This window comes from Streptomyces sp. YIM 121038, assembly GCF_006088715.1.
Lineage (GTDB): Bacteria > Actinomycetota > Actinomycetes > Streptomycetales > Streptomycetaceae > Streptomyces.
On the sequence record NZ_CP030771.1, the window covers coordinates 4,234,812 to 4,246,613 of the forward strand.

10 protein-coding genes are annotated in these 11,802 nt (G+C 71.6%); 8 read left to right on the forward strand and 2 right to left on the reverse strand.

The window, feature by feature from the left end; all coding sequences use genetic code 11:
• Nucleotides 1-36: 36 nt before the first annotated feature.
• A complete protein-coding gene (locus tag C9F11_RS17640) occupies nucleotides 37-648 on the forward strand; it encodes a 5-formyltetrahydrofolate cyclo-ligase (protein ID WP_138960203.1) in 612 nt (203 codons plus the stop codon).
• 92 nt (nucleotides 649-740) lie between these two features.
• On the opposite strand, the gene C9F11_RS17645 is transcribed toward C9F11_RS17640, so the two are convergent.
• Complete coding sequence (locus tag C9F11_RS17645; protein ID WP_138960204.1) at nucleotides 741-3,590, reverse strand: penicillin acylase family protein; 2,850 nt, start codon at nucleotides 3,588-3,590, stop codon at nucleotides 741-743.
• A gap of 198 nt (nucleotides 3,591-3,788) precedes the next feature.
• Between C9F11_RS17645 and C9F11_RS17650 the strand changes: the two genes are divergently transcribed.
• From C9F11_RS17650 to mscL, 6 genes are all read left to right on the forward strand, one after another.
• Nucleotides 3,789-5,318, forward strand: a complete 1,530-nt coding sequence (locus tag C9F11_RS17650; protein ID WP_138960205.1) for a potassium/proton antiporter — start codon at nucleotides 3,789-3,791, stop codon at nucleotides 5,316-5,318.
• Nucleotides 5,319-5,721: 403 nt separating this feature from the next.
• The gene (locus C9F11_RS17655) at nucleotides 5,722-6,993 is read left to right on the forward strand and encodes an MFS transporter (RefSeq protein ID WP_138960206.1); all 1,272 of its coding nucleotides are present in this window, start codon (nucleotides 5,722-5,724) and stop codon (nucleotides 6,991-6,993) included.
• 67 nt (nucleotides 6,994-7,060) lie between these two features.
• Complete coding sequence (locus tag C9F11_RS17660) at nucleotides 7,061-7,393, forward strand: FmdB family zinc ribbon protein (protein ID WP_138960207.1); 333 nt, start codon at nucleotides 7,061-7,063, stop codon at nucleotides 7,391-7,393.
• Between the two features lie 100 nt (nucleotides 7,394-7,493).
• Entirely contained in the window at nucleotides 7,494-8,345 is an 852-nt protein-coding gene (locus C9F11_RS17665) for an S-methyl-5'-thioadenosine phosphorylase (protein WP_138960208.1), read from the forward strand.
• Between the two features lie 279 nt (nucleotides 8,346-8,624).
• A complete protein-coding gene (locus tag C9F11_RS17670) occupies nucleotides 8,625-9,308 on the forward strand; it encodes an RcpC/CpaB family pilus assembly protein (RefSeq protein ID WP_138960209.1) in 684 nt (227 codons plus the stop codon).
• 138 nt (nucleotides 9,309-9,446) lie between these two features.
• Nucleotides 9,447-9,944, forward strand: coding sequence for a large conductance mechanosensitive channel protein MscL (gene mscL / locus C9F11_RS17675; protein WP_138960210.1), 498 nt, complete (start codon nucleotides 9,447-9,449; stop codon nucleotides 9,942-9,944).
• Between the two features lie 40 nt (nucleotides 9,945-9,984).
• On the opposite strand, the gene C9F11_RS17680 is transcribed toward mscL, so the two are convergent.
• Nucleotides 9,985-10,203 (reverse strand): hypothetical protein, encoded by a 219-nt coding sequence (locus C9F11_RS17680; protein WP_138960211.1) that lies wholly within the window; start codon nucleotides 10,201-10,203, stop codon nucleotides 9,985-9,987.
• Between the two features lie 338 nt (nucleotides 10,204-10,541).
• Here C9F11_RS17680 and C9F11_RS17685 point away from each other — a divergent pair, with 338 nt between their 5' ends.
• Entirely contained in the window at nucleotides 10,542-11,753 is a 1,212-nt protein-coding gene (locus C9F11_RS17685; RefSeq protein WP_138960212.1) for a low temperature requirement protein A, read from the forward strand.
• The last annotated feature ends 49 nt before the right edge of the window (nucleotides 11,754-11,802 follow it).

The window sequence follows — 11,802 nt, forward strand, 5'->3', positions numbered from 1 at the left end:
TATTCGAGCACAATAGGAAGGATGTGTGACTTCGCCATGGATCACCCCGACTCCGGCAAGGGAATCAAGCGCACATTGCGTGCGGAGATCCTCGCGGCAAGAAGGGGGTTGCCGCCAGATGACGCACACAAGGCGGCGGCCGAACTGGCCGGGCGCGCGCTGGATCTGCCCGAACTCGCCACGGCCCGCACGGTCGCCGCGTACGTCTCCGTGGGCGGCGAACCGGGCACCCGCGCGCTCCTCGACACCCTCCACGCGCGCGGGACCCGCGTCCTGCTGCCGGTGCTGCTCCCGGACAACGACCTGGACTGGGCGGCGTACACCGGACCGGGTTCGCTCGCCCGCGTCCAACACCCCGGCAAGATGGCGCTGTTGGAGCCCTCCGGCCCGCGACTCGGGCCGGACGCCGTCCTGGAGGCCGACGCCGTGCTGCTCCCGGGACTCGCGGTGGACGGGCGCGGCACGCGCCTGGGGCGCGGCGGCGGCTCGTACGACCGGGTCCTGGCGCGCCTGGAGCGGGCGGGCGTCGATCCGGCGCTCGTCGTGCTCCTGTACGACGCCGAAGTCGTCGCGCACGTCCCCGGAGAGGCGCACGACCGCCCGGTGCGCGCCGTCGTGACGCCTTCAGGGGTACGGCGTTTCGACTGAGGCCCCCGAAGAGGCCCGCATGCGAAAGGGCCCTCCACGCGTGCGTGGAGGGCCCTTTCGCAGCACCTGCCCGTGCGGGCCTCAGCTCCGGCTCAGGGCTTGAGCACCAGGGTGTCGCTCGTGCTGTCGTCGACGCCCTTCTTGGAGTAGGACCACGGCAGCAGCTCGCCCTTGACCCACTTGCTGGTCTGGTCGGTGTAGTGGTCGCTGTAGGCGTGGCCCGAGGCGCCGGTGAGGTTGATCCACTTGGACTTGTCGAAGTCCTTCAGGTTCACCACCATCCGCATCGACGGCACCCAGATGACGTCGTAGCCGCCCGCCGCGTTCCAGCCGGTGGCGTTGACCGTGGCCTCGCCGCCGCCGAGCTTCCAGGGGCCGCGGTTGAGCACCCACTGGATCCAGCCGGGGCCGTCCGTGCCGAGCGTCTGGTTCTTCAGCGTGAGCCGGTGCAGACGGCCCCAGCTCCAGGTGTCGATGTCCTTGCCGAGCTTGGCCGTCAGGTCCCAGCGGGCGTCCGCGAGAGCACGGGCGAACAGCTGGTCGCGGTTCTTCGTCTCCTTGTCGGTGCGGTTGCCCGGGGTCTTCCACCAGTCGTTGCCCTCGTCGTTGAGGATCTTGCGGATGACCTCGAAGTAGCGGTCGCCGCCGTCGGGCTGCGCCGAGTCCGCGTCGCGCTCGCCGCACTCGCGGACCTTCTTGTCCTCGTCGGCGGGCTGGGTGTCGCTGGTGCGCTCCACCCACAGGCACTGGCCCTTGACGCGCAGCTCCTTGGGCAGCTTGTTGCCGATGGACAGCTGCAGGATCGAGCGCCAGACGGCGTTGAAGTACGCGGCCGCCGCCGAGTCGGCGTCCTGGGTGTAGTCCCAGCCCTCCAGGAGCTTCTGCGCCTCACGGACGTGCTTGTCGCCGATGTCGACCTTGAGCAGCTTGGGCACGAGCAGGCGTGCGATCTCGCTGCTGTTGTCGGTCTGCATCAGCCGCATGTCCTCCGTGGAGATCTTGCCGCCGTTCTTGGTCTTGGCCTTGATCAGGTCCTCGATGCGCTGGCTGCGCGCGCCGTAGCCCCAGTCCGTCGTGAGCTTGTACGGGTACTTGTCGCTGACCACGGCCTGGTTGGCGGTGACGATGTAGCCGCGCTTGGGGTTGTACTCCCAAGGGAGTTCATCCTGTTTGATGTAGCCCTTCCAGCGGTACTTGGAGTCCCAGCCCGGTGCCGGGAGCGAACCGTCGCTGCCTCCGCCACGCTTAGGGATCCTGCCCGGCGCCTGATAGCCAATGTGACCCTTGGTATCGGCGTAGATCAGGTTCTGCGAGGGCACTTCGAAGGAGCTGGCTGCCTTGCGGAACTCCTGGAAGTCCTTGGCCCGGTTCAGCTCGAAGACGGCGTCCATGGACTTGCCGGGCGTCAGTGCGGTCCAGCGCAGGGAGATGCCGTAGCCATCGCCGCGGTCGGGAGCCACCGCGTCGACCGGGGCCTTCCGGCCGACCTTGCGAAGTTCCTCGTCACGGTCGGAGATCAGTGGGCCATTGCTGGTCTCACGAACAGTGATCGTCTTGGTCTTGCCGCCCGCGACCTTGATCTTTTCCTCGCGCGACTTGAAGGGCACCGTTTTGCCGTCGTACTGGTAGCCGTCGCTGCTGAACTTCTCCAGATAGAGGTCCGTCACGTCGGCGCCCAGGTTCGTCATGCCCCAGGCGATGTCCTGGTTGTGGCCGATGACCACACCGGGCATCCCGGAGAACGTGTAGCCGCTGACGTCGTACTGGCACTTCGCCGAGACAGAGCGGCAGTGCAGGCCCATCTGGTACCAGACGGACGGCAGCTGCGGCGCCAGGTGCGGGTCGTTGGCCAGCAGGGGCTTGCCGGTGATGGTGTGCGCGCCGGAGACGACCCACGAGTTGGAGCCGATGCCGTTGCCGTTCGAGCCGAGGCCCGCGTCCGGGACCTCGTCGAGCACGTCGGAGAGGCCGGAGAGCTGCGACTGGAGGCCGTTGGGGGGCGGGGTCCCGCCCGCGACACCGGTGCCCGCCGTGCCGGTGCCGGTGCCCCCGGCGCCAGTACCCGTGCCCGTGCCGGTGCCGGTGCCGGTACCACCGGTGCCCGTACCCGTACCGGTGCCCGTGCCGCCGGTGCCGGACTGCGTCTGGGAGTCGTCCGTGGCGTCGCTGCTGAACTTCCCGGCGACCGGGTCGTACGCGCCCTCCTGGACGATCGGCTTGTTCCGGTCGTACGGGTAGTCCGGGTACAGGTCCTTGATCTGGGACGGGCCGAGGCGGCTCGTCATCAGGGAGCGGTCGATCTCGTCCTGCATGTTGCCGCGCAGGTCCCAGGCCATGGCCTTGAGCCAGGCCACCGAGTCGACCGGCGTCCACTTCTGGGGCTTGTAGTCGTTCTCGAACTCGAGCGCCGCGTACTCGAGCGAGATCTCCTTGCCCCCCTTGCCGTCGAGGTAGGCGTTGACCCCCTTGGCGTACGCCTGGAGGTACTTCTTCGTCTCGGGCGAGAGCTTGGAGTCGTACTCCTTCTTCGCCACCCGGTGCCAGCCGAGGGTGCGCAGGAATTCATCGGTCTTGACCTGGCTCTTGCCGAACATCTCGGAGAGCCGCCCGGAGGTCATATGGCGGCGGACGTCCATCTCCCAGAAGCGGTCCTGCGCCTGCACGAAGCCCTGGGCCATGAACAGGTCCTCGGCGGAGTCGGCGTAGATCTGCGGGATGCCGTTGCCGTCGCGCTTGACGTCGACCGGGCCCTTCAGGCCCTTCAGGTCGATGGTGCCCTTGGTCTGTGGGAAGGAGGCGCGGACGGTGCTGATGCTCCAGTACGCGCCGAAGCCGATGCCGCCGACGACGGCCAGGACCAGGAGGATCACGATCAGTCGGGCGCGGCGCCCCTTCTTCTTCCCGGGTTTGGCGCCGGAAGGGGCGGTGGTGTTGGAGGGCATCGCTGTCCTTGCTGTCCTTCGCGAGCGGCAGTTCGGGGCATGGGCGGGTCCTGGAGTGCTGGAGCAACCATAGGCGCAGGGCGAGACGGCCCCGGACGCGGAGTCGGAAAGAGACATCGAACGGAAGTTCGCTCAATGTGGAAGAAGTACAGGGGCCCACGTCAAGGAAGCGTTAAAACTTAGGTAAAGTAACGAAGCATCACGGCTCGCACGACGGAAGGAACGCCCCTGTCTGTCCACGACCTCAACCAGCTCCTGCTCGTCTCGTCGCTCGTCCTGCTCGTCGCGGTGGTCGCCGTGCGCATCTCCTCGCGCAGCGGACTGCCCAGCCTGCTGCTGTACCTCGGCATCGGCGTCGCCATGGGCCAGGACGGCATAGGCAACGTCACGTTCAACAACGCCCAGCTGACCCAGGTGATCGGCTACGCGGCACTCGTCGTGATCCTGGCCGAGGGCGGCCTCGGCACCAAGTGGGGCGAGATCAAACCGGCCCTTCCCGCGGCCGCGTCCCTGGCGCTCGCGGGCGTCGCGGTGAGCGTCGGCGTGACCGCTGCGGGCGCGCACTACCTGGTCGGGCTCGAATGGCGGCAGGCGCTCATCATCGGCGCGGTGGTCTCCTCGACGGACGCGGCCGCGGTCTTCTCCGTCCTGCGCCGGGTCCCCCTCCCCTCCCGGGTCACCGGCGTCCTGGAGGCGGAGTCCGGCTTCAACGACGCCCCCGTGGTGATCCTCGTCGTGGCCTTCTCGGCCGCCGGTCCCGTGGACCACTGGTACGTCCTCATCGGCGAGATCGCCCTGGAGCTCGCCATCGGCGCCGCCATCGGCCTCGCGGTGGGCTGCATCGGCGCCTACGGCCTGCGGCACGTGGCACTGCCCGCCTCCGGCCTCTACCCGATCGCGGTGATGGCCATCGCCGTGACCTCCTACGCGGCCGGGGCCATGGCCCACGGCAGCGGCTTCCTCGCGGTGTACCTCGCCGCGATGGTCCTCGGCAACGCCAAGCTGCCGCACTGGCCCGCCACCCGGGGCTTCGCCGAGGGGCTCGGCTGGATCGCGCAGATCGGCATGTTCGTCCTGCTCGGCCTGCTCGTCACGCCGCACACGCTGCTCGACGACATCTGGCCCGCCGTGCTCATCGGCCTGGTCCTGACGATCGTCGCGCGACCCGTCTCGGTCGTCGTGAGCCTGCTGCCCTTCAAGATGGCCTGGCAGGAGAAGGCCCTGATGTCCTGGGCGGGCCTGCGCGGCGCCGTGCCCATCATCCTCGCCACGATCCCCATGGTGAACGGGGTCGAGAACAGCGAGCGCATCTTCAACATCGTCTTCGTCCTGGTCGTCGTCTACACGCTGATCCAGGGGCCCACCCTGCCGGGGCTCGCCAAGCTGCTCGACCTCGGCAAGGGCACGACGGCCTCCGACCTCGGCATCGAATCGGCCCCCCTGGAGCGGCTGCGCGGCCATCTGCTCTCCGTACCCGTACCGGAGGGCTCACGGCTGCACGGCGTCGAGGTCAACGAACTGCGGCTGCCCGCGGGCTCGGCCGTGACCCTCGTCGTACGGGACGAGACCTCGTTCGTGCCGCTGCCCACCACGGTCCTCCGGCACGGCGACGAGCTCCTGGTGGTGGCGACCGAACCGGCCCGCGACGCGGCCGAGAAGCGGCTGCGCGCGGTGGCCCAGGGCGGCAAGCTCGCGGGCTGGCTGGGGGTGCGGGGCGCGCAGCGGTAGCCGTGCCGCCGCGGGGTGCGGCCGGGCGCGGCCGGGGGGCTCCCGGGCGTGCGGGGCGCCGCGGGCGGATTCCCAGGCCTGCCAGGCGCGGCCGGGGATTCCCAGGTGTCACCGGTCTCACTTCTCGTACATCACAGGCCTCATTTGTGATGTACCTGTACGATGAAGGCGCACTCGGCACGTCCCGCTCAGCGCGCTGCACAAGCGTCGGCGGTGCGCGTACCGGGATCCACGCACCGACACTGATCGAACCAACTCTGTCTGACGCAGAGCTGGCGCGACCGTATGGCGGCCGCGGCGCCCTCGCAGTGGGCTGCCCGGTATCTACCGCAGTTCTGCGCTAGAGGACAGCTCTCGGCGCCCCCGCACGGGCGCGCTACCAGGCAGCAGAAAGGCATGGGCCGTGGCGTCCACGGTCACTGACCCCCGCCCGGGCTACGGGCAGTTGCTGCGCACCCCCCGCGCCTGGACGTTCCTGCTCCCCGGCTTCGCCGCGCGGCAGCCGTTCGCGATGCTCACCATCTCCATCGTGCTGCTCGTGCAGCACACCACCGGCTCGTACGGCGCCGCCGGCGCGGTCTCGGCCGTCACCGGCGTCTCCATGGCGCTGTTCGCCCCCTTCAGCGGCAAGCTCGCCGACCGGTTCGGGCAGTGGGCCGTGCTCCTGCCCGGCGTGCTCGTGCACACGGCGTCCGGCGTCACCCTCACCGTGCTCGCGCTGTCCGGCGCCCCCCTGTGGGCCCTCTTCGTCGCCGCGGTGCCCACGGGCGCCTCGACGCCGCAGATCGGCCCCATGGTGCGGGCCCGCTGGGGCGTGCGGCTCCAGGGCTCCCCGCTCGCCCAGACGGCGGCCGCCTTCGAGTCCGTCACGGACGAGCTGACCTTCGTGCTCGGCCCGCTGGTGGCGACCGCGCTGTGCACGGGCGTCGACCCGGCCGCCGGGCTCCTCACGGAGGCCGGTCTGACCCTGGTGGGCGGCCTGCTGTTCGCCGCCCAGAAGAGCACCCAGCCGCAGCCGGCCGCCGCGGGCGACGCCCACGCACGCGTGAAGCACGATTCGGCGCTCCGGGTGCCCGGTGTGCGCGTGCTGATCGTGACGTTCCTCGGCATCGGCACCGTCTTCGGCGGCATGCAGGTCTCCCTCGCCGCCTTCACGGAGTCCATCGACCGTCCCGGTCTGAACGGCGTCCTGTACGGCACCTTCGCCGCGGGCAACATGCTCTCCGGGATCGTCTGCGGCGCCCTCGCCTGGAAGGTCTCCCCGCAGCGGCGCCTCGTCGTCGGGTACGCGGCGCTGACCCTGATGGCCTCGGGGCTGTGGGCCGCGCAGTCCGTGCTGCTGCTGGCCGGGCTCGGCCTGCTCGTCGGCGTCTGCATCGCGCCCGCCCTGATCACCGGCTACACGCTGGTCGACAGCCTGGTCGCGCCGACCGCCCGTACGGAGGCCTTCACCCTGCTCACGGGCGCCGTCGCGCTGGGGCAGGCCGCCGCCGTCACGGTCGCCGGACAGCTGGAGGACCGCCTCTGGGACGGCGCCGGGTTCCTGGTCCCGCTCGGCGGCACCGCGCTCGCCCTGGCCGTGCTCCTGTCCCTGCGTTCGCGGCTCACTCCCCCGAGCACGGGCCGGACCGTCGCACGTGGCGTGGGTCACCGCGTACCGGTGGCGGTGGACTGAACCCGCGGAATACGTCACTATGGACCGTCGTTAGCACTCATCGAGTGAGAGTGCCAGGAGGAAGCAAGTGCCGACGTACCAGTACCAGTGCACCGAGTGCGGCGAGGGCCTCGAGGCGGTGCAGAAGTTCACGGACGACGCCCTGACCGTGTGCCCGAACTGCGACGGACGCCTCAAGAAGGTGTTCTCGGCGGTCGGCATCGTCTTCAAGGGCTCCGGCTTCTACCGCAACGACAGCCGCGGCTCGTCGTCGAGCAGCTCGCCCGCGTCTTCGTCGACGCCGTCATCTGCGTCTTCTTCGTCTTCTTCGAAGTCGGCTGCTTCGTCTTCGTCCTCCTCCTCGTCGTCCTCGGACTCCAAGGCGTCGAGCACCACCTCGTCGAGCTCCTCGGCCGCGTAGCGCGCCGGTTCTCCGCTCTCCGAAAGGCCCCGCCGTCCCCGGGACGGCGGGGCCTTCGGCGTACTCCCGGCCGTTTCCCCCGACGGCTACTGTGCGAGCCATGGTGAACACGGCGAACGCGCAGCAGGCCGATGTCGGCGTCATCGGCGGATCGGGCCTCTACTCCTTTCTCGACGACGTGACCGAAGTGCACGTCGACACCCCCTACGGCGCCCCGAGCGACTCCCTCTTCCTCGGCGACATAGCGGGACGCCGGGTGGCCTTCCTGCCCCGCCACGGCCGCGGCCACCATCTGCCGCCGCACCGCATCAACTACCGCGCCAACCTGTGGGCCCTGCGCTCCCTGGGCGTGCGACAGGTGCTCGGCCCGTGCGCGGTGGGCGGGCTCCGCCCCGAGTACGGGCCGGGGACGCTGCTCGTGCCCGACCAGTTCGTGGACCGCACGTCGGGGCGCCCGCAGTCGTACTTCGACGGCCTCCCGCTGCCCGACGGCAGCGTGCCGAACGTGGTGCACGTGTCGCTGGCCGACCCGTACTGCCCGGCCGGGCGGGCCGCCGCGCTCAAGGCCGCGCGCGGCCGGGACTGGGAGCCGGTGGACGGCGGGACGCTCGTGGTGATCGAAGGCCCGCGGTTCTCGACCCGCTCGGAGTCGCGCTGGTACGCGGCGCAGGGCTGGTCCGTGGTGGGCATGACCGGCCACCCCGAGGCGGCGCTCGCCCGGGAGCTGGAGCTCTGCTACACGTCGCTGACGCTGGTCACCGACCTGGACGCGGGCGCGGAGTCGGGCACGGGCGTCTCCCACGACGAGGTCCTGCGGGTGTTCTCCGCGAACGTGGACCGGCTGCGGACGGTGCTCTTCGACGCGGTGGCGGGGCTGCCGACCGACGGGGAGCGGGACTGTCTGTGCGTGGGGGCGCTGGGCGGGATGGATCCGGGGTTCCGGCTGCCGTAGCGCTGGGCGGCCTTGGGCGGCTGTGGGCGGCCTGGCGCGGCCTCGGGCAGTCGTGGGCGAACTTGTGCAGCCGTGGGCGGACTTGCGCGGCCGTGGGCGGCCTGGCGCAGCCGTGGGCGGCCTGGCGCGGCCCTAGGCGGAACGTGCCCTTCGGGTGAGGGAGTTGTCCACAACCGGGCGGTAGCGCACCGGGCTCAGCGGAGTCGGCGGCGGGCGCGCATCGTGGGATCGGAATCCGAGCTCATCGGTCCGACATCCTCACGGCGGGCGGTGGTCGTCATGACGCAGGACGCTTCACACATCGGTACGCGCACCGGCACCTGGTCCGGTGCCCGGACCGTGGCGTACGGGGCCGGGGCGCGCCCCGGAGCCGGGCCCGAGGCGCGGACCGGGGCCGGGTCGCGGCCCGGGTCCGCGCCCGGCGGCGGTGGAGGCGGGGGCGCCCCGCCACCGCCCTGCCAGGTGCCCCACTTCTCCCCGGTCCACGTGCGCGGCGGGCGCCAGCGGCTGCGGCGGCTCGCCCGGCACCGCAGGCGGGCCGTGGCCGTGGGGCTCGCGATGACCGCGGCCGCACTCGCGGCGGCGGGCCCGCGGGACGCCGGGAGCGGGCGGCCCGGGGACTCCGCCGCGTCCGTGGCCGCCAAGGGGACGGACCGGGGCCGGGAGCCGGTGCGGCGGGCGGCCCGGCCGGTGACCGCCCCGGTCCGGATCGCGGACGCGGCGACGGCACGCCTGCTGCGCCCCGGCGACCGCGTGGACGTGGTCGCGGCGGAGGACCCGGCGACGGGCCGCGGCACCGCACCCCGCGTGATCGCGGCCAACGCCCGGGTGACCGAGGTGCCCGAGACCGCCGATGGGACGGCCGGGGCCGGGGCGCTGGTCGTCCTCTCCGTGCCGGGAGCGACGGCGGCGCGGCTCGCGGGAGCGAGTGCCACGGCACGCCTCGCGGTGACGCTGCGATGAACCGCAGGCCCAGGCAGACGGCTGATGCCCTGTCAAGTCGCTCGTTCGCGTTACGGAAGTGGACAGGGCTGCCGGGCGCTGCCGTAGGTTGCGAAGCGGTTTGCCGCACAACCCGCATTTGCAACGAAAGGCCTAGTGGTGAGCGAGAAGAAGGAACCGAGCGTCTGGCAGGGCTTCAAGGCCTTCCTGACCCGCGGCAACGTCGTCGACCTGGCGGTCGCGGTCGTCATCGGCGCCGCGTTCACGAGCGTCGTGAACTCCGTGGTGAAGGGCGTCATCAACCCGCTGGTGGGCGCCTTCGGGACGAAGGACCTCGACCACTACAGCTCGTGTCTCAAGGACCCGTGCGTGGTGAAGAACGGCGAAGCCGTGAGCGGCATCCCGATCATGTGGGGCTCGGTGCTCAGCGCCACCCTCAGCTTCCTGATCACGGCGGCCGTCGTCTACTTCCTCATGGTCCTGCCGATGTCGAAGTACCTGGCCAAGCAGACCGCGCGCCAGGCGGCCAAGGAAGGCACGCAGGAGGTCATCGAAGTGACGGAGCTGGAGGTGCTCAAGGAGATCCGCGACGCCCTGGTCGCCCAGCGCGGCGCGAGCCCCGGCGGGACGGGGCAGAGCGGCGGCGACGCGCGCTAGCGGGGCCACGGGTCCGCGCCGCGCGGGCGGCGGCGCGGGCTCAGATGTGGTGGGGCGGCTTCTCGTCCAGGAAGCGGGCGAGGTCGGCGGCGCTGTCGCCGCCCGCGCTCGGCCGCTCGCCCCAGCCGCGGTCCGAGTCGTCCGCGGACTGCTGCGACAGCGGATCGTCGAAGATCAGGGCGCTGGCCGGCTTCTTGGGGGCCTGCCGGGGCGTGGCGTCCTCGGGGTCGCGCGACTCGGGGGCGGGGGCGGTGCTCATGCCTCCAGCGTACGTCCGCCCCCGCCGCTCCGGCCCCGCGGTGGCCCTCACCCGGCTTGCGCGGGCCGCGCCCCGAGGCGTGACGAACCCGGCGCGGTCCACGGTGGCCCCGGCCCGGCACGTGACGGACCCTGCCCGAGCCGTGGCGGCCACGGCCCGGCCCATAGCGGCCGCGGCCCGGCGGGTGACCGCCGCGGCCCGGGGCGTAGCGGCCGCGGCCCAGCGCGTGACGAACCTGGCCCGGCGCCTGGCGGAGGGTCGCCGCCCACCCGGGTGCTCCCGCCCCGACACGGCTCGCCCCGGTCCTCCGGGCCGCCCGGCTCTGCTGTTCTTGCCCCATGATGTCCACTCCTTCCGCCGCGAGCCCGGCTCCCGCCTCCCCTCCCCCGCCGCTGCGCCCGATGGTCGCCCGCGGGCGGGAGGAGGCCCACCGCGCGGCGACACCGCTGGAGCTCTTCTTCGACCTGTGCTTCGTGGTCGCGGTCGCCCAGGCCGGGGTGCAGCTGGTGCACGCCGTGGCCGAGGGACACCCGGGCGACGGGGTCCTCAACTACGCGATGGTGTTCTTCGCCGTGTGGTGGGCCTGGATGAACTTCACCTGGTTCGCCTCGGCGTACGACAACGACGACTCGCTGTACCGCGTCGTGACGCTCCTCCAGATCGCCGGTGTCCTGGTGCTCGCGGCCGGGGTCTCGAAGGCCTTCGAGGACCATCAGTTCCTGGCCCTCTGGCTCGGCTACCTGATCATGCGGCTCGCGCTGATCGCCCAGTGGCTGCGGGCGGCGGCCTCGACGACGGGCGACGAGCGCCGCACGGCACTGCGCTACGCGGGCGGGGTCGCGCTGTGCCAGGTGGGCTGGCTGGGCCTCCTCGTCCTGCCGGAGGGCGCCCGGTCGTGGACGTTCCTGGTGATGGCGATCGCCGAGATGGCCGTGCCGACGATCGCGGAACGGGCGCGGACGACGCCGTGGCACCCGCACCACATCGCCGAGCGGTACGGCCTGTTCACGATCATCATGCTCGGCGAGACGATCTCCGCGGCGACGATCGCGGTGAAGTCGGGCATCGACGAGAACGACGCGCTCGGCGAGCTGCTGCCCATCGCCGTCGGCGGACTCCTGTTGATCTTCTCCGCGTGGTGGATCTACTTCGTGGTGCCGATCCACGGCCACCTCCGCTCCAACCAGCAGGCGTTCCTCTGGGGCTACGGCCACTACGTGATCTTCGGTTCGGCCGCGGCGATCGGCGCGGGGATCGAGGTGGCGGTGGAGCAGGCGGTCGGCAAGGCGCACATCTCGGAGACGGCGGCGTCGGCGGCGGTGACGGTCCCGGCGGCGGTGTATCTGTTCGCGGTGTGGCTGTTGCACTCGCGCCACTTCAAGGTGGGGCTCGCGCAGCAACTGGTGCTGCCGGTCACGGCGGTCGCGGTCCTGGCGTGCACGTTCGCGGGCCGCTGGGCGGTGCTCGCCGCGGGGGTCGTGGCGGCGCTCGCGGTGGCGGTCGGGGTGACGCTGACGACCCGGATGGTGCGGTCCGAACAGGCCGTCTGAAAGCCGCCGCAGGCGGGCTCCCGCCCGTCCCGGGCGCCCTGCCCCTCCG